This window comes from Bradyrhizobium diazoefficiens, from assembly GCF_016616885.1.
In the GTDB taxonomy this organism is placed as follows: Bacteria; Pseudomonadota; Alphaproteobacteria; order Rhizobiales; family Xanthobacteraceae; genus Bradyrhizobium; species Bradyrhizobium diazoefficiens_F.
This window is the reverse complement of record NZ_CP067102.1, coordinates 3,254,755-3,271,153: the sequence shown is the minus strand read 5'-3', so window position 1 is coordinate 3,271,153 and position 16,399 is coordinate 3,254,755. Positions and strand designations below refer to the sequence as shown.

Genomic DNA, 16,399 nt, shown 5'->3' with positions numbered 1-16,399 from the left:
GAGCGCCCCAAAAAGAAACGGGCACAGACGACGTCGGCAACTCAACGTCCTCAGCGCCCGCTCCTCGCGAAAACTCTACCGGTCAGACTTACTCTTCCGCCGGCTCCTCGCCGTCGGCGTCACGCTCCGGCGCGCCGGCCAGGATCTGCTCTGCGATCAGGCCGGAGTTCTGGCGGATCGAGGTCTCGATCTTGGCGGTGATATCGGGGTTGGCCTTCAGGAACGCTTTCGAATTCTCGCGGCCCTGGCCGAGGCGCTGGCTGTCATAGGAGAACCAGGCGCCCGACTTTTCGACGATGCCGGCCTTGACGCCAAGATCGAGGATCTCGCCCATCTTGGAGACACCCTCGCCGTACATGATGTCGAACTCGACCTGCTTGAACGGCGGCGCCAGCTTGTTCTTCACCACCTTCACGCGCGTGGTGTTGCCGACCACTTCATCGCGCTCCTTGATCGCGCCGATGCGGCGGATGTCGAGGCGGACGGAGGCGTAGAACTTCAGCGCGTTGCCGCCGGTCGTGGTTTCCGGCGAGCCGTACATCACACCGATCTTCATGCGGATCTGGTTGATGAAGATCACCATGGTGTTGGACTTGTTGATGGAGGCCGTCAGCTTGCGCAGCGCCTGGCTCATCAGACGGGCCTGCAGACCCGGCAACGCATCGCCCATCTCGCCCTCGAGCTCGGCCTTCGGCACCAGCGCCGCAACCGAATCGACCACCAGAACGTCGACTGCACCCGAGCGCACCAGCGTGTCGCAGATTTCCAGCGCCTGCTCGCCGGTGTCCGGCTGGGAGATCAGGAGCTCGTCGATGTTGACGCCGAGCTTGCGGGCATAGACCGGGTCGAGCGCGTGTTCGGCGTCGATGAAGGCGCAGATGCCGCCCTTCTTCTGCCCTTCCGCCACCGTGTGCAACGCCAGCGTGGTCTTGCCCGAGGATTCCGGCCCGTAGATTTCGACGACACGTCCCTTGGGCAGGCCGCCGATGCCGAGCGCGATATCAAGCCCGAGCGAGCCCGACGAGACCGCCTCGACATCCATCGACCGGTCGTTCTTGCCGAGCTTCATCACCGAGCCCTTGCCGAACTGGCGCTCGATCTGGGAGAGCGCGGCGGCCAGAGCTTTACTCTTGTCCATGGAAGATCCTTCGACGATACGCAGGGCAGTGGTGGACATTGGTCGTGCTCCTTATGGCGAGGATTCGGGTGCGGGACAAACGATTGGCGCGGCGGGTCGTCGATAAAAACAACGTACACTATTTGTTCTAGGTTCGCAATATGTTCTTTTGCAGATTTCGGTGCTGGCCTGTTTTGACCCCTAGTGGCCTAAGTTGAATTTCGCAGTGGCCTAGTTTGAATTTTGCGCATTGTCTTGTGATGCGCGAGTCCGATGCAGACTGGTTCCTCAATCAGGCTCAGGAGTGCCTGCGAGAGGCTGAGGGAACTAGGAACCCGATCGATAAAGAAGCGTGGTTGCGGCTTGCCGAGGATTGGATGAAGCTCGCGCAAGCCGCCAAAGACCGGGAGCAATAAGTCGGTATAGGCTAAGGAACGATCGCCTTCGTGGCGCGTCTGTTTGGAGCCCCCAGCCAGACAGGTAGCCCCCCGACTGCTGGAGGAAAACTCGCATCAGGCGGGTTGGCGGCCCCCACCTTGGGGCCGTTTAAATTTTCCTAAGGCCGCCTCAGTGGGCGGCCTCTTTCGTTTCAGGCGGCGGCAAACGCTCCATGCCTGCGTATGTAGAATGGAAGTTGTGGCGTCTCATTAAATCGAGGCAGCGAGCGGTCGAGCATTTCGTAGAATTCCGCCCAATTGCGAGCACCGCGCATAGTGGCTAGGACTTCCTTGAAGTGATCGACCAGTTTTGGATGACCTGTCTCTGGCGTCAGCATTTGAAAAAGTTTGTGCTTCGGTCGCCCTTTGTCGTCTCTCGGAATTTTTCGCTTCAACTCCTCAAGCACTGCCGGGGCAAGGCGAGCATAAATGATATCGTTCGTCCAATGGCCGATCACTCCGGGACGCTTTGACGACTCAGAATTGTAGCTCCAGTTGTTGAGCCTGTAGATGTGCTCGTAATAGGCGGCTGGGAACGTCTTGACGTAGGGCTGCAAAATCTTTGCGACAAACTTCTCAAGGATCGCAGCAATACTTTGCTCGGTTCTGAGCCTGTCATAACCAGTCGCGCGGTCGATCAGATCGTTGATGGGCGTGATTAGTGAGCGCCTTACGGTCCGCACCCTCGGTTGATTTTGCGAGTATCCTAATTTCGATCCCGACCATCCCCCGGCAATGTATCAAGGAATTTGCTCCCGACGAACGAATTGCGAGCCGGTGTCTCCGCTGATTGAACACTTGCGTTTTAATGTTCCGGATCGAACTCCAGCGCCCCGAAAAGGTTTATAGTGGAACCTGGTTTCAAGCGGGAGGAGGTCATGACGCGCCTCCGGTTCAAACAGGACAGATCGCTAGGCGAACGGCTCATCCAAGAAGCGCGGCAAGCACGCGAGAAAGCTAAACAATTGCCGCCGGGAGAGGAGAGCGAAATCCTCCTCAAGAAAGCCCGGGAAGCCGAAATCACGGCCAGCATCGATCAATGGCTGAACTCGCCGGGCCTCAAGCCTCCGATTTAAAAGTAAGGCCGCCTCGGTTGGCGGCCTCTTTCATTTGGATAGCTCGTGATTGCCGGCCTCATCCAACTCCTCTTGGTCGGCCAAGAATCCGCCTCTGCGGGTGCGGAAGACGACAGTAAAAGGCCCCAACTCGGGGCTGGCGGAGCTGAGGCCAAGTTACTGGACCAGCTAGGCTTACGCCGGTTCAGGCACGTCAACATGCACTAAGACAGCCTTGTGCGCGATACAGCGGGCGGCGTACCTCGAAAGGGCAGGATGTTCGCTAATTCCCCTCCGCGGGTGTCCTAACTAGCTAGGCCAGCCTGATTCCGGTGCTGTCCGCGTTCGATGACCTCCAGTCGCATGAACGAGATCAGGCAAACCGTCAGAGCATCACCGCGCTCTGGGCTCAACGATCACTGCGGAGGACTGATCCGCCTCTACGGGCTGGTCCTAGCACCGGGCGCTAGAGCCGCTTCGGCGCAGCCGAATCGAGGCGCGCGTTTGCCAGTTTTTGCTCGCGCCCAAATAGTGCGCACCAACAAATGATGAAAAAAGGGCCCCAGCTCGCGAATTGGGGGGCGATGGAGCTGGGGCCAACTTGGGGTCGCCCTTGGGGAAGGGCACCGGGAAAACTTGGCAACGGCGCGAAGGTTCCTATCCTAATTTCAAATCGCGGATGTCCCAATTGGGACAGCCGGATTTCGGCGCTGGCGTGTTTCCGGCCTCAGTGCCCTGACTTGAAAACGGCCGTGGCCTGATTTGAATTTCAAGCATTTGTTAATGACGGAACCACATGGCGGGGCTAACATTTTATCTGCAGATCCAACGGTTAGGACCCGTATGCACGAGGCCCGTCATGCAGCACCGCCGCCGGTTCAAGCAAACCCTGTCCCTTGAAGAACGCCTCGCCCAGGAAGCCGAACGCCTAAGAGCACAGGCCCAGAGGCTCCCGCCCGGCTCTGAGCGCGAAGCCCTCCTCCTCAAAGCCAGACAGGCTGAAACAGGCTCGCACATGAGCGAGTGGCTGCGATCTCCCGGATTGATGCCGCCCGCCTGACGTTCGCATGGCATGAAGGCAACCGGCGCCCCTGCCCTTCGCAAAATGTGAGACCAGCTTCTCCTTCGAAGATGACGCGCATCAAAGACGCGCCGTCATCACTCCGCAATCTTGTGGCACCGAACCTTTCCGCGGCTGCCGACTTGAAACGGGCCGTCGCAATGGGGGATTGGATCATGACGGAAAATACGCAGCACCATGCTGGCAGGCGCAATTCCCGGCTCGAGATGGCGCTCGAGGAGATGCGCAAGTTCGAGCGCAAGGAGAGCGAGTTCCGCAAGAGGGACCGCGCGGAGCGTGCCGCCGATCTGCGCCTGCCGCTGGACGAGATCAAGGTGCACTAGGAAACGCCAGGCGAAACAGGCTGTTGCCTACTATGCATGGGGTTGTTTTCGCGCGGCACGTGCCGCCACAGCTGCGGTTACATCAGCGCCAGCAGCACGATGCCGATGACCAGAATCACGAAGCCAGCCGCCGTCGCGGCGGCGAATGACCGCTCTACCTTATCCATGATGCCACCCCGCTAGCAGCGCGCCACGTTTCCCCCATGGCTTCGCCGTGCCCGCGAAGTGTCGCTAACGGATGTGTCTGAAGTTGTGCGGGGCGATGTCTGAATTGGGACGTGAGAGCGGCTCTCGACGTGGCCGCTAGCTCCATGCCCAGTCGACCCCGCTCTGCCCCGAGCGGGGTTTTCTGTTTCCGGCGATCGGATGCGCGGCCGACTCATCGAAGCGACTCGCGATCCATCGCGGACTGTCAGGCTGTCGTAAGCTGAACCGGCTACGGTCGTCTGGCTATGGTGTTGCAGCCCAGCACCTCAGCCTCCAATAACCTGCTACCCCGCCCGGCTCTCCCCTGGCGGGGTTTTTTCTTGCGCGCATGCATGGATCCATCGTGCACGCTGTGCGTATTTTCCGTGTGAAAAACGCATCCATCAGTTCCATCTTTCGGAATTCGATTTCGCTTGTTTCGAGCTGCGCGCGCTTGCTGAATTCCGATGAGCTATCCGCGACTTAACGGCAAATTTTGCTTGTCGAAGGAATATTTCGACGGCCAACATGTTACCCGACATGGCAAGGTGAATCGTGGAGGTGACCATGAATCACAGGGGCGTCGAGTTCACGGTTGCAAAGACGGCGATCCCAGGCGTCTGGCAGTGGCAGTTCCGGATCGGCGACGAGACCAAGACAGGCAAGACCGAGACGAAGATCGACTTGCTGGCGATCCGTCGCGTGCAGTTGCGCATCGATCGGGAGCTGAAGGCCATCGGCCGCAAGACGGCTGAACCGGCAGGTTGAGAGGCCGGATCAGGGCTAGTCGGCGCTGGGCAGCCGCCGCATGGTGAACTCGATGTCGCCGCCGGGCAGTTCGCGCCAGGTCTCGACTTCGCTCATGTAGCCGGCCTTGGGATAGCGCGCGAAGAAGGCCTGCGCCTTCGCCCGTGCCGCGGCGCGCGGCAGGGTGAAGCTCTCGCGCAGATAGCCGTCGCCCGCATTGCCGCCCGCCCCAGGCGCCGGCTTGCGCCGGCGCGCCATCCGCTCGGCGAGGTCCCGCGGGCGATCCGCCATATCCTGCCTCCTCAACGCAACACTGCGAGGGAATGTAGGATCAGGGCCGGGCCAAGGGGAGTCCCGAAAGTCCGCTTTCGCCGCCGCCCACGGTCAATTGGCGGCCGTACCGGCCTTGGTCCTCTTGGGCGCGCTGGTGGCGGCTGCGGCCTTCGGCGCGGGCTGCTTTGGCGGGTCGGCCCGCATTCCGCCCCAGGGATCGTTGGACGCCTTGGCGTCCGGAATCTTCTTCAACGTGTCCTTGTAGGCCTTTTCGCGCGCAGCATCCGCGGCCTTCTCGTCCTCGGTCTTGGACGGGCCGTCCGCCATCAGATTGATATGGGGCGAATCCTGCGCGAAGGCCGGTCCGGCCACCAGCGCCAGCACCGCCGCCATACGGAAAAGCTTCATCAGTCACTCCTTGATCATTGATAGTGGGGGCGGATGCCGCACCCTGACCTTGTTCATGGCTCCGAGCGCCGCTTCAATCCGCTAGAGCCGGTCCGATCTGCACGATTTCGGCCCGTGGAGCCAGTCGTCCCAGATCGGGCCGCACCTGGTGCAACCGTTCAGCGCCAGACCAAGCGCGGCCAGACAAATGACAAGGACACATCGACGCAACATCGTCCACCCGCTCCCAAGCCCGGCATCATATCGGGCGAAGTCGGGCATTTTCAAGCCGACGGATCACGGGTGACTTTGCCGCGCCCAAACGGGCAGAATGAGCGAAACATCCGACAACACAGGAGCGAACGACAGCCATGTCCGCGCAGCCAGACGTCGAGTTCGGCATCACTGAGGCCAGACGCATCCTCGGCGAAGTCTTTGCGCCCTGGATCCACGATCTCAACCTCTCCGTCGAGCGCCTCGAGCACACCGGGCCTGCCGACGTGCCGGGCTGGCAGCCGGGCGCGCTGCTCCGCATGCCGTTCTCGGAGCGGCTGTGCCGCAATGGCGGGGTGGTCTGCGGCCAGGCGCTGATGGCGCTTGCCGACACCGCGATGGTGATCGCGAACCTCGCCGCCAATCGCGGCTATCGTCCGATGACGACGGTGGATCAGACCACGCATTTCATGCGGGCGGTCTCCTCGTCCGACGTGCTGGCGGATGCGCGCGTGGTGCGGCTCGGGCGCACCATGAGCTTTGGCCGCGTCACCCTGCTCTCCGCCACCGACAACAAGCAGGTGGCGATGGTGTCGAGCGCGTTCGCGATGCTGCCGGGCTGAGTATCATCCAAAAAGAAGAGAGCCGCGTGAGCGCAAATGCTGGCGCTCGGATTCTTTCCGCAATAGGCACCGACCTTCTTGGCGTTCTCGATGAACACGTCGGTTTCGATGATCGCAACGTCGTAAACGAAGTCTGAATCGCTGTGCAAGTAGCGCCAGTATTGAGTTTAGTTCAACGTAATTTCTATGCTCTATTTCACAATCGTGGTCATGGATTAATGCGGATGATCGAGAAGCGCGCATCGCAGCGTTACCGTGTTTTCAAGGGTGGCACGATCACCTTTGAAAATAGCGGTATCGCGTGCACCGTACGAAACATGTCCGACAGCGGCGCCGCGATCGATCTCGAAAACCCTATCATATTGCCGCAATCGTTCACACTGTCGATCGCGCGCGACAATTTTGTACGGAATTGCCGCCCGGTGTGGCGCAACGACAAGCGCGTCGGCCTCGCATTCGTACAGTAGTACATATCGTGTGAATGTCTGTTCGCATCGCGCGCGCGATGCAGCGTCATGCTCGCGCAATATGACGACGGCGACGCATCACCGCAGCCGGCCCGCCACCACGCGCCTCGCGCTATTTCGGTTTCTTGGCGGGCTCGCTCGGACGCGCCCCGCCCCACGGGTCATACTTTTCCTTGGACTCAGGAATGCGCTCAAGCGCCGCCTTATAGGCCTTCTCGTCGACCTTGGGCTTGTTGTCCGCCTTCTGGCCGCTATCCTGCTGCTGGCGCCGGCCGCCGCCCATCTGCGCCTGCGCGGAGGCAACCGTCAGCGCCAGCCCCGCGGCTGCTATGACCAGAATTTTCATTGGTGCAATCCCCCTCATCCAGAGGGCAAACTATCCTGCAATCCCGTAATAGCAAACATGATGGGTTCCACCCCTTCAGCAAATGTTGATCGGCCGGGACTTCGTCCCGTCGGATTCGCGCCTATCTGTTGGCCCGCAGGGGACCTTCACGAATGTTGCGGATTGTTGCTCATGTGGCGCTGCTCGCCGGCGCGCTCGCGCTCGGTGCGTGCGGCTTTGCCGACAGCCGCGCGCCCGTGCCCGACTTCATGCGCCTCAAGGAAGCCGACCAGCCGCCACCCGAACCGCCGCCTGACATCAAGCGCGTGGTCCGCGAGCAGATCGAAGTGGTCTTCCTCAACACCGCCTATCCGCGCGAGGTGCAAGTCGCCCTGCCCCATCACGAGGTCCGCGGACCGGGCTGGACGGCCTGTGTCCGCGCGCAACTCGCCTCGGCCACCGGCTCGGCGCTGGGCACCCAGACCTACATCGTGACAATCAACGGCGGAAGGGTCGTCGACAGGCGGCGCGCGGAAGCCGATGACATCTGCGGGTCGGAAGCCTACGAACCGATTTAGCAATCGATCGTGCCACGACAATCCGATTCCGGGAAAAAGCTGTAATTCACCCGGAACGATCGTCGCCTCCCCTTCTTGTTACCGCCGAGGGCAGTTTCGGAGGAGGAACAGGATGAGGACGTTCACGATTGCATTGCTGGCTGGTGTCGGGGCTCTCGCTGCGGCGAGCGGAGCGAAGGCTGCGGATCTGTACACGACCAGCGAATACACCAACCCCGATCTGATTCAGGAGGTCCGGCTCGTCTGCGACGACGCCGGCAATTGCTATCGCACCCATCGCGGCGCGCGCGTGATCGTGCGCGACTCCTACGCGACCATGCCGCGCGAGCGCTATTACGAGCGCCGCACCTATCGCGACTGGGACGATGGTCCGCGCGCCGGCTTCGGCGTCCGCGCGCCCGGCGTCAGCGTTGGCGTCGGTGTCGGCGACGGCTGGTAAGCGACACAGCATGACTGAAAGGACCGGACGAGACTGCTCGTCCGGTCCTGTCTGCGTCAGGACTCGAGCGGATGAACCGGCGCAGCGATACGCGTCGCTGATTGCAACTGAGCGATGACGCGGGCAAGCACCATGCCGGCGCACATCGCGGCGACGAAGATGACGGCTGAGGTCGAGCCGAAGCCGAGCGCGGTCAGGGCCGGTCCTGGACAGAAGCCGGCCAATCCCCAGCCGATGCCGAAGATCGCGGGACCAACGATGATTTTTGAATCGATGTCGCTGCGCGTCGGCACGTAGAAGCGTTCGGCGAAGAACGGGCGTGCAAGCTTCAAGACATGCCTGAAGCCGGCGAAGGTCACGGCGACCGCGCCGGCCATCACCAAAGCGAGGCTCGCGTCCCATGTCCCTGCCGGGATGCCGCCGAGGTCGAGGAAGTTCAGCACCTTTGCCGGATTCGACATGCCGGAGACGATGAGCCCGAGGCCGAACAGCAAGCCGATTGCGAATTGAACGAGAATGGTCATCGCCGTCAGCTCCAATGCCGGATCACGAAGACCGTGGCGACGCCCGTCGCCATGAAGGTGATGGTCGCGACCAGCGAGCGCACCGACAATCTCGACAGACCGCAGACGCCATGGCCTGAGGTACAGCCGCTGCCCCACACTGCGCCGAAGCCGGTGAGTAGTCCTGCGACAATCAGCATCGGCGTTCCCGCCGCGATCGTCTGCACCGGCAGGCTTCCGGTCACGAGCCGCACCAGCACGGGTGCGGCAATGAGGCCGGCGACGAAGGCGAGCCGGCCGGCAAATTCGCCGTCCTCGTAAGGCGGAAACAACCGCGCCGCGATGCCGCTGACGCCGGCGATCCGTCCCGTCGCCCACATCAAGAGTATGGCGGACAGGCCGATCATCGCGCCCCCGAGCAGCGAGGCAATTGGCGTGAAAGACGTGGCGACCATGTGATCCTCCGGACCGAGGGTTCTCATCATAGCACTCGGAGGCACTCGGAGGCGGGCCAGCCGGATGCTCAATGAGACGTTAACAATACCACTCGAATTGAAGCGGCGTCCCAACGGGATTTTCCAATCTTTTGCGCTAAGCATGACCGCGTAACGCCGGCGACTGCCTGGCGTGAACGGGGACGACGGGACGTGGTCGATATCGCGCATCAGGCTGCGATCAATCCGGCATCGACCAAGGATGCAACGCCCGCGCTCGTCCCGCTCACGGCGATCGAGCCCGGCCAATGGCGCGCGCTGGCGCAGCGGGCGGCCGAGCCGAACGGCTATTATTTGCCTGCCTGGGAGCTCGCCGTCAGCGCAACCGCGCGCAGCCGTATGGGTGCCTCGGCCTTGTCCGTTTACGGCGGTTCCTCGACGCGGCTGATCGGCCTGATGCCGGTAGTTTCGCTTTGGCGAGCCTGGAAGATCCCCCTGCCCGCGCTAGTGAGCGCGCATCCCTATGGCACGCTGTGCAGCCCGCTGATCGACCGCGACGTTTCGATCGAGGCCGCGACGCGCCTGCTGCAACGGGCGCGCGAGGCCGGCGCCCATGCGCTGATCCTGCGCGACGTCGCGCTCGACGGCGCTGCGATGGCATCGCTCGCGGAAGCGCTCGGCCAGTCCCGCCTGAAGCCACGCGTCCTCGGCTCGTATGTCCGCGCCAGCCTCGATGCGACACAGAACGGCGACAGGCTGCTGCACGAGGCGCTCGGCGCCAAGAAGCTCAAGGAGCTGCGCCGGCAGCGCCATCGCCTGGAGGAGCACGGCGCGATCAGCTTCGACGTCGCGCGCAAACCCGACGAGATCAAGCCCGCGCTTGAAGCCTTTATGCAGCTCGAATCCAGCGGTTGGAAGGGCGAGCGCGGCACTGCACTGATTCAGGACGCAGGCGATGCGACGTTCATCCGCCGCGCCGTGCCCGCACTCGCCGAGACCGCGCAATGCGAGATCGTCACTCTGCGCGCAGGCGCGATGCCGATTGCCGCCGGCATCGTGCTGCGCCACCAGGATCGCGCCTTCTTCTTCAAGCTCGGCATCGAGGAACGCTTCGCAAAATATTCGCCGGGCGTGCAGCTCACGCTCGATCTGACGCGCCATCTTTGCGCCGATCCCGCCATCGCAAGCGCGGACTCCACTGCAAGCGCCGATCATCCCATGATCAACCCGATCTGGCGCGGCCGCTTTGCGATCGGCGATGTGCTGATCCCGCTGCGGCGGAACGATCCGATGGTGGCACTCATCCACGCGGCGCTGGTCGCACGTGATTACGCACGCGAGACAGCGCGTCGCGCGACTCACCTGCTGCGCAAATAGACGTACGCTACTCCGCCGCCTGCGCGTTGATCTCGGCCGAGACCTGGCGGATGGCGCGGGCGAGCAGGTTCGGATCCTGCGCGCCCGAGACGGCGTATTTTTGCGCGAACACGTAGGTCGGCACGCCGGAGATGCCCTTCTCGGCCGCCTCCTGCGCATCGGCCGATACGCGCGCGACGTCCTCGTCGGTGGCAAGCCGCTTGCGCACGTCCTCGGCATCGAGGCCGACATCGGCCGCAGCCTGCACCAGCACGTTGATGTCGGTGAGATCGCCGCCATCGCGGAAATACAGCTCCATCAGGCGCTGCTTCATCTCGGGCGCCTTGCCGATCGCGTCGGCCCACAGGATCAGGCGGTGGCAGTCGGTCGTGTTGGGCTGGCGCGCGACCAGCTCGGGCTTGTAGACGAGGCCCTCTTCGCTGGCGGCGGCGACCACGCGCCCCGCAATGCCCTTATAGGCCTCGACCGAGCCGAACTTGGTGGTGAGATAATCCTCGCGGCTGATGCCTTCGCGCGGCACCCACGGATTGAGGAAGAAGGGACGGAAATTCAATTTGACCGGAACGTCGGGCACGAGCGCGAGCGCGCTCTCGATCCGGTGCTTGCCGATATAGCACCACGGGCACACCACGTCGGAGACGACATCGATCTGGAGTGGTTTGAGGGTGCTCATTGGCGCCTCCTTCGGACGGTGCGGTTTTGTCGGAAGATAAGCCGAGAGCCGCCCGAGGCAAGGGCGCTAGGCCACATTTGCGGCCGTCTGTCTTAGCCATTCGGCGGTGCGTTCGTCGGCGGGAAAGAACGTCTCCAGCGCCAGCTCCGACAGGGTGATGTCGACCGGCGTTCCGAACACCATGGTGGTGGAGAAGAAACTCAGGATCCCCCCGTCATGCCGAAGCTTGAACGGGATCGCGACATTGTCGCTCGACAGCGGCCCTGAGCGCGCCGGAATGGGGTAGCTCTTGAGGTCGTGATACAGCTTGATCAGCTCTGGATCGGCCGTCGCCTCGCATTGCCGGTGCAAACGCTCGAGCAGATGCGCACACCATTGTGCGAGATTGACCGTGCGCGGCGCCAGCCCCTCGGGATGAAAGGCGAGCCGCAGCACGTTGAAGGGCTGGCCAAGCAGCCGCTCCGGGATGCCGGCGAGCAGCGGCGCCACCATGCGATTGGCCGTCACCAGATTCCAGTGCCGGTCATAGGCCAGCGCCGGATTGGGTTCGTGGGCTCTCAGCACGAGGTCGATCGCCTGACGGGCTGACTTCAAGGCGGGATCCTCCAGCGAGCGTTGCGGAAAGGCCGGCGCGTAGCCGGCCGCGACCAGCAGCACGTTGCGTTCGCGCAGGGGCACGTCGAGGCGCTCGGCGAGCCGCAGCACCATCTCGCGCGAGGGCGCTGAGCGACCGGTCTCGACAAAGCTGAGATGCCGTGCGGAAATCTCGGCGTCGCCGGCGAGATCGAGCTGACTCATGCGGCGGCGCTGCCGCCATTCGCGCAGATGATCGCCGATATGAACCGGCTGGCTGGGTTCGGCGCGTGCCGTGGATGCATGTGTGGTCATGGTCGAAAACCTACCACGTGCGTTTCGGCCCATCCATTACTCCCGAGGTAATCGAATTGGGGCCCCGACCGGCGCATCTTGCTGGGCACAGGAGAATGACCATGATCGCGCTGCTGCTTTACCGTTCTCTCGCCGACCACCTCATCCCCCTAGTCCTACCTTGGGCCGTGACATTCGCGACCCGGATGCTGGCGCGCAGCCTCAACATGCCCGAGCCGCTGGTGCATTCGACCGGCGACTATGTCGTCGCGCAGGTCACGGCGTTCGAGCACAGCGTCGGCAGGAGCCTCTGCCCATTCCGCCTCGCCCGCCTGCTCCGCGCCTGGTGGCGTGGATTGCATTGAGTTCACCCTAGCCAACCCAACCATGGAGACCTCAGATGATCGACGCATCCACCTTCCTGCGCCGTGCCCTGCTCGCCGACGCCGTGTTCAGCGGTATCGCCGCGCTCGGCTTCACCTTCGGCGCCGGCGCGTTCGCGACTTTGTTCAACCTGCCTGAAGCGCTGTTGCGCGAGACCGGCCTGTTCCTGATCGCCTACACCGCACTGGTCGGCTGGCTCGGCTCGCGCACAGCGGTGCCGAGGCCACTCGTGCTCCTGGTCGTGGTCGGCAACGCGGCCTGGACGGTGGGCAGCATCGCGCTGCTGTTCTCGGGCGCGGTGTCGCCGAACCTCGCCGGCGAGCTGATGGTCGTGGCCCAGGCGATCGCCACCGGCGTGTTCGCCGAGTTGCAATATGTGGGGTTGCGCAAGAGCGGGAGCGTTGTGGCGGCGTGATGCTCTCGTGTCCCGGACGCGCTGCAACGCCGTTCGCGTTGCTGCGCAGAGCCGGGACCCACGCTGCACGGACTGCGCTCGCAATGACGGCGATCGCGAACGCCCCTTTCACGGATCATGATGGACACAGCGATACTACAAAACCGAAGTTCGGTAAATAAGAATATTTTGATCGGTGCGGATTGACTCGGTGGTTTGCCCGACGGGTCGGCGGCTCGCGCAGGCGTTCGGGCCGCGGCCCGTGGAGGCACCGCAGCCTGAGGACCAATCAGGACACTTACGTAAAGGCTGGTACGTAAAGGCTGGCGGCGGTCGAAGCTAAGCCCTTGTGCGGCCGACCTTGCCGGAAAAATGCTTGCCGTTCAGCTTCTTCTTTTTCACCGCGGTGGTTTTCGCGCCCGCCCTCTGCGCCTTGCGCTCCGCGCGCGCCTTCACCTTGGCGCGTTCGGCGCGCGCCTCGGCGCGCTGCTTCTTGCGCTTGTTCTCGCAGGAGGGGCACTTGCAGCCGATCGGCTTCAGATAGGCTTTGAAATAGTCGGTGCCGTAATCGTAGTTGATCTCTTCGCCCGGCTCGATGTTCTTGATGGCGCGGATGAAGACCTTGCGCTCGCGCGGACGGACATCGGATTCCGCGTTGGGCCGGCAGGAATGGTTGATGTAGCGCGCAATGTTCTTGCGCACCGAGCCGTCGATGGTCCAGCGGCCGTTGAGCTCGAACAGATATTTGTTCTCGATGTCGTCCTGCGCAGGGATTCGGCAGTCCAGGATCGGTCCGAAATAACGGATGATCCGGGTGCCCTTCTTGATCGGCATGGTGGCGAAGAGGCCAAGTCCGGTCTTGGAACGGCCGACGCGATAGGATTTGCTGGAAGCGATGACTGGCATGATCAAGTGGAACGAGGACGCGGACCAGGCTGCATGAGCCCAAGCGAAGCCGCTCTTCTAGAACGATTCCGCGCCGCTGTCAGGCCTATCCCGACCGCGCTTGATGCTTGCCCACAGTGAAGATGCCTGATGCGCGCGAGTTCCGCATCATCACTCGCCTGCGCTGGTACCGATGTTCCGCCGATGCCCAATGCTTGGGCGCGACAGCTTGCTCGGGCCGAACGGGCAAGCGGGACGAGAACTGCGAATGTTTCGTTCGATCAGGTTGTTGCCAGCTTTGCTGCCACCGTCGATTTCAGGATCGCCTCAAGGAGTTGCTCCGCCGTGGTGCCAGCCGGCAGCCGTTCCAGAATATCCTCAAGCCGTCCGTCGAGCAGCAGCATGGTGAAGCCGTGCACCATCGACCAGGCCCGTGCGATCGCCGCGCCCTGCTCGATGGTCAGCCTGTCGCCGCTAATCGGCTCCTGCCGCATCGCGCCGATGGCATTGGCAAGGCCGGCAAACGAGGATTCCGCGGCCTCGTGCAGCGAGGGCCTGGAATAGTCGAGCCGCTCGGTGCGGAACATCAGACCGTACATGCCGGGATGGGCCTGGGCGTAGGCGACGTAAGCTTTGGGCCGCGCCAGTGTCCGCTCCAGCGGCGAGGTGGCTGCGTCGCAAGCCGACGCCATCGCTGCGTTGAACTGGCGGAAGCCGATCGCGGCGAGTTCGCTGACGAGGCCGGTGAGATCGCCGAAATGATGGGTCGGCGCCGCATGCGAGACGCCCGCCTCGCGCGCCACCGCGCGCAGCGTCAGGCCGGCGAGCCCATCGCGCTCCAGCACCCGTTCGGCCGCCTGCAGCAGCGCCTCGCGCAAGGCGCCGTGGTGATAGGGCGTCTCGGTCTTCGCGCTCGCCGCACGGCGCGCCGGGCGTGATGCTGCCGATGTTTTTTTGGAGGCACGTGCAGGGCGCGCCGTTTCGCTCTTGGTGTCGGCAGTGGTGTTGCTCTTGGCCATTTGCAAGCTATATGACGCAATATTGACAGTGTAAAGATTTCACTTGACGGAAGCCGCGCATGGCTCTATTTCATCTTTACGATGTAAAGATAGGGAGGGATTCGCCGTGCAGCAGGATGCCATCGCCGAGCGCCGCAACAATATCGCGCCGATTCCCTTCGAGGCGGATGCGCCTTTCCTCAAGATCATCGGCGAATTGCCGCGCGAGCTCAACGGCACGCTCTACCGCAACGGCCCCAATCCGCAGTTCGACGCGCCCGGCGCACATTGGTTCGTCGGCGACGGCATGCTGCACGCCTTTCATCTCGAAGAGGGGCGCGCCTCCTACCGCAACCGCTGGGTCCGCACACCGAAATGGCTGGCCGAGCACGATGCCGGCCGCGCGCTGTTCGGCGGCTTCGGCCGCAAGCTGCCGGATGCGCCCGCCGATCTCACCGACGGCGGCGTCGCCAACACCAACATCGTCTTTCATGCCGGCAAGCTGCTCGCGCTGGAAGAGGGACATCTGCCGACCGAGATCGAGCCGGGCACGCTCGCGACCCGCGGCTATTGCAACTATCAGAGCCGCATCGCCGGCGCCTTCACCGCGCATCCGAAGGTCGATCCGGTCACGGGCGAGCTGGTGTTCTTCGGCTACAATGCGGCGGGACCGCTGACACCCGCCCTTTCCTACGGATCGATCGATGCAAGCGGCAAGGTGACCCGCTTCGAGCGGTTCGAGACGCCCTATGCCAGCATGGTGCACGACTTCATCGTCACCGAAAAACACGTGCTGTTTCCGATCCTGCCCCTCACCGGCAGCATGGAGCGCGCGATGAGCGGCAAGCCGCCCTATGCCTGGGAGCCGGAGAGGGGCTCTTATGTCGGCGTGATGAAGCGCAATGGCGCGGCAAAGGACATCGTCTGGTTCCACGCTGAGGCCTGCTACGTCTTCCACGTCATGAATGCCTGGGAGGACGGCGACCGCATCGTCGCCGATGTCATGCAGTTCGAGCAAGCGCCGCTGTTTCCGCATCCCGACGGAAGGCCGACGGATCCGGAGAAATCACGCGCCCGCCATTGCCGCTGGACCTTCGATCTCTCCGGCAATACCGACCGCTTCCAGCAGACCTATCTCGACGATCTCACCGGCGAATTCCCGCGCATCGACGATCGCCGCGCCGGCTTGAAGAGCCGTCACGGCTGGTACGCCTGCGCCAATCCGCGGCTGCCGATGTTCGGTGCGCTGTCGGGCATCGTTCATGTCGACGGCACCGGCAAGCGGCTCGGCCAGTATCTGCTGCCGGCCGGCGACACCATCTCCGAGCCTGTCTTCGTCGAGCGATCGAAGGATGCTCCGGAAGGCGACGGCTGGCTGCTGGCGGTGGTCTGGCGCGCGCGGGAGAACCGCAGCGACCTCGTCGTGTTCAATGCCACCGACATCGAGGCCGGCCCCGCCGCGCTGGTGCAGCTCGGCCATCGCGTGCCCGACGGCTTCCACGGCAATTGGGTGGGGGCGCAGTAGCTCCCTCTCCTTGTCATTCCGGGGCGCGCCACTTGGCGCGAGCCCGGAATCTATCGAGCCGCAGAGACTGTCTCACGATGGATTCCGGGTTCGCACTGACGTGCGCCC

At 63.1% G+C, this 16,399-nt stretch carries 23 protein-coding genes; 12 read left to right on the top strand and 11 right to left on the bottom strand.

Annotated elements, in window-relative coordinates; all coding sequences use genetic code 11:
• Nucleotides 1-88: 88 nt before the first annotated feature.
• Both recA and JJC00_RS14905 read right to left on the bottom strand, forming a co-directional pair.
• Complete coding sequence (gene recA, locus JJC00_RS14910) at nucleotides 89-1,177, bottom strand: recombinase RecA (protein ID WP_200473296.1); 1,089 nt, start codon at nucleotides 1,175-1,177, stop codon at nucleotides 89-91.
• A gap of 529 nt (nucleotides 1,178-1,706) precedes the next feature.
• The gene (locus tag JJC00_RS14905) at nucleotides 1,707-2,237 is read right to left on the bottom strand and encodes a P63C domain-containing protein (protein ID WP_200473295.1); all 531 of its coding nucleotides are present in this window, start codon (nucleotides 2,235-2,237) and stop codon (nucleotides 1,707-1,709) included.
• Nucleotides 2,238-2,432: 195 nt separating this feature from the next.
• Here JJC00_RS14905 and JJC00_RS14900 point away from each other — a divergent pair, with 195 nt between their 5' ends.
• From JJC00_RS14900 to JJC00_RS14890, 4 genes are all read left to right on the top strand, one after another.
• The gene (locus JJC00_RS14900; RefSeq protein ID WP_200473294.1) at nucleotides 2,433-2,630 is read left to right on the top strand and encodes a hypothetical protein; all 198 of its coding nucleotides are present in this window, start codon (nucleotides 2,433-2,435) and stop codon (nucleotides 2,628-2,630) included.
• An 838-nt stretch (nucleotides 2,631-3,468) separates the two neighbouring features.
• Nucleotides 3,469-3,669 (top strand): hypothetical protein, encoded by a 201-nt coding sequence (locus JJC00_RS38115; protein WP_246774216.1) that lies wholly within the window; start codon nucleotides 3,469-3,471, stop codon nucleotides 3,667-3,669.
• A 176-nt stretch (nucleotides 3,670-3,845) separates the two neighbouring features.
• On the top strand, nucleotides 3,846-4,013 hold the full coding sequence (locus JJC00_RS14895; RefSeq protein ID WP_200473293.1) for a hypothetical protein: 168 nt from the start codon (nucleotides 3,846-3,848) through the stop codon (nucleotides 4,011-4,013).
• A gap of 753 nt (nucleotides 4,014-4,766) precedes the next feature.
• A complete protein-coding gene (locus JJC00_RS14890) occupies nucleotides 4,767-4,967 on the top strand; it encodes a hypothetical protein (RefSeq protein ID WP_200473292.1) in 201 nt (66 codons plus the stop codon).
• A gap of 15 nt (nucleotides 4,968-4,982) precedes the next feature.
• Here the strand turns inward: JJC00_RS14890 and JJC00_RS14885 are convergent, their stop codons facing one another.
• Together JJC00_RS14885 and JJC00_RS14880 are read right to left on the bottom strand one after the other, a co-directional pair.
• Nucleotides 4,983-5,237: a hypothetical protein gene (locus tag JJC00_RS14885; RefSeq protein ID WP_200473291.1), complete on the bottom strand. Its 255-nt coding sequence runs from the start codon at nucleotides 5,235-5,237 to the stop codon at nucleotides 4,983-4,985.
• Between the two features lie 93 nt (nucleotides 5,238-5,330).
• Nucleotides 5,331-5,627 (bottom strand): hypothetical protein, encoded by a 297-nt coding sequence (locus JJC00_RS14880; protein WP_200473290.1) that lies wholly within the window; start codon nucleotides 5,625-5,627, stop codon nucleotides 5,331-5,333.
• Nucleotides 5,628-5,977: 350 nt separating this feature from the next.
• On the opposite strand from JJC00_RS14880, the gene JJC00_RS14875 reads away from it, so the two are divergent.
• Both JJC00_RS14875 and JJC00_RS14870 read left to right on the top strand, forming a co-directional pair.
• Nucleotides 5,978-6,442 (top strand): PaaI family thioesterase, encoded by a 465-nt coding sequence (locus JJC00_RS14875; RefSeq protein WP_200473289.1) that lies wholly within the window; start codon nucleotides 5,978-5,980, stop codon nucleotides 6,440-6,442.
• A gap of 224 nt (nucleotides 6,443-6,666) precedes the next feature.
• Nucleotides 6,667-6,909, top strand: coding sequence for a PilZ domain-containing protein (locus JJC00_RS14870; protein ID WP_200473288.1), 243 nt, complete (start codon nucleotides 6,667-6,669; stop codon nucleotides 6,907-6,909).
• A gap of 112 nt (nucleotides 6,910-7,021) precedes the next feature.
• Here the strand turns inward: JJC00_RS14870 and JJC00_RS14865 are convergent, their stop codons facing one another.
• Nucleotides 7,022-7,255, bottom strand: coding sequence for a hypothetical protein (locus JJC00_RS14865; RefSeq protein ID WP_200473287.1), 234 nt, complete (start codon nucleotides 7,253-7,255; stop codon nucleotides 7,022-7,024).
• 152 nt (nucleotides 7,256-7,407) lie between these two features.
• Here JJC00_RS14865 and JJC00_RS14860 point away from each other — a divergent pair, with 152 nt between their 5' ends.
• The gene (locus JJC00_RS14860; protein ID WP_200473286.1) at nucleotides 7,408-7,812 is read left to right on the top strand and encodes a hypothetical protein; all 405 of its coding nucleotides are present in this window, start codon (nucleotides 7,408-7,410) and stop codon (nucleotides 7,810-7,812) included.
• A gap of 112 nt (nucleotides 7,813-7,924) precedes the next feature.
• On the top strand, nucleotides 7,925-8,251 hold the full coding sequence (locus JJC00_RS14855) for a hypothetical protein (RefSeq protein ID WP_200473285.1): 327 nt from the start codon (nucleotides 7,925-7,927) through the stop codon (nucleotides 8,249-8,251).
• Nucleotides 8,252-8,307: 56 nt separating this feature from the next.
• On the opposite strand, the gene JJC00_RS14850 is transcribed toward JJC00_RS14855, so the two are convergent.
• The gene (locus tag JJC00_RS14850) at nucleotides 8,308-8,775 is read right to left on the bottom strand and encodes a DUF6691 family protein (RefSeq protein WP_200473284.1); all 468 of its coding nucleotides are present in this window, start codon (nucleotides 8,773-8,775) and stop codon (nucleotides 8,308-8,310) included.
• 5 nt (nucleotides 8,776-8,780) lie between these two features.
• Nucleotides 8,781-9,209, bottom strand: a complete 429-nt coding sequence (locus JJC00_RS14845; protein ID WP_200473283.1) for a YeeE/YedE family protein — start codon at nucleotides 9,207-9,209, stop codon at nucleotides 8,781-8,783.
• A 192-nt stretch (nucleotides 9,210-9,401) separates the two neighbouring features.
• Here JJC00_RS14845 and JJC00_RS14840 point away from each other — a divergent pair, with 192 nt between their 5' ends.
• A complete protein-coding gene (locus tag JJC00_RS14840) occupies nucleotides 9,402-10,565 on the top strand; it encodes a GNAT family N-acetyltransferase (protein ID WP_200473282.1) in 1,164 nt (387 codons plus the stop codon).
• A 7-nt stretch (nucleotides 10,566-10,572) separates the two neighbouring features.
• Here the strand turns inward: JJC00_RS14840 and JJC00_RS14835 are convergent, their stop codons facing one another.
• The gene (locus tag JJC00_RS14835; protein ID WP_200473281.1) at nucleotides 10,573-11,238 is read right to left on the bottom strand and encodes a DsbA family oxidoreductase; all 666 of its coding nucleotides are present in this window, start codon (nucleotides 11,236-11,238) and stop codon (nucleotides 10,573-10,575) included.
• A gap of 66 nt (nucleotides 11,239-11,304) precedes the next feature.
• On the bottom strand, nucleotides 11,305-12,126 hold the full coding sequence (locus tag JJC00_RS14830; RefSeq protein ID WP_200473280.1) for a helix-turn-helix domain-containing protein: 822 nt from the start codon (nucleotides 12,124-12,126) through the stop codon (nucleotides 11,305-11,307).
• Nucleotides 12,127-12,227: 101 nt separating this feature from the next.
• Between JJC00_RS14830 and JJC00_RS14825 the strand changes: the two genes are divergently transcribed.
• Nucleotides 12,228-12,470 (top strand): hypothetical protein, encoded by a 243-nt coding sequence (locus tag JJC00_RS14825; protein ID WP_200473279.1) that lies wholly within the window; start codon nucleotides 12,228-12,230, stop codon nucleotides 12,468-12,470.
• Nucleotides 12,471-12,505: 35 nt separating this feature from the next.
• Nucleotides 12,506-12,904 (top strand): hypothetical protein, encoded by a 399-nt coding sequence (locus JJC00_RS14820; RefSeq protein WP_200473278.1) that lies wholly within the window; start codon nucleotides 12,506-12,508, stop codon nucleotides 12,902-12,904.
• 318 nt (nucleotides 12,905-13,222) lie between these two features.
• Here the strand turns inward: JJC00_RS14820 and JJC00_RS14815 are convergent, their stop codons facing one another.
• Complete coding sequence (locus JJC00_RS14815; RefSeq protein WP_200473277.1) at nucleotides 13,223-13,789, bottom strand: SET domain-containing protein; 567 nt, start codon at nucleotides 13,787-13,789, stop codon at nucleotides 13,223-13,225.
• Nucleotides 13,790-14,049: 260 nt separating this feature from the next.
• The gene (locus tag JJC00_RS14810; RefSeq protein ID WP_200473276.1) at nucleotides 14,050-14,787 is read right to left on the bottom strand and encodes a TetR/AcrR family transcriptional regulator; all 738 of its coding nucleotides are present in this window, start codon (nucleotides 14,785-14,787) and stop codon (nucleotides 14,050-14,052) included.
• A 106-nt stretch (nucleotides 14,788-14,893) separates the two neighbouring features.
• Between JJC00_RS14810 and JJC00_RS14805 the strand changes: the two genes are divergently transcribed.
• On the top strand, nucleotides 14,894-16,291 hold the full coding sequence (locus tag JJC00_RS14805) for a carotenoid oxygenase family protein (protein ID WP_200473275.1): 1,398 nt from the start codon (nucleotides 14,894-14,896) through the stop codon (nucleotides 16,289-16,291).
• The last annotated feature ends 108 nt before the right edge of the window (nucleotides 16,292-16,399 follow it).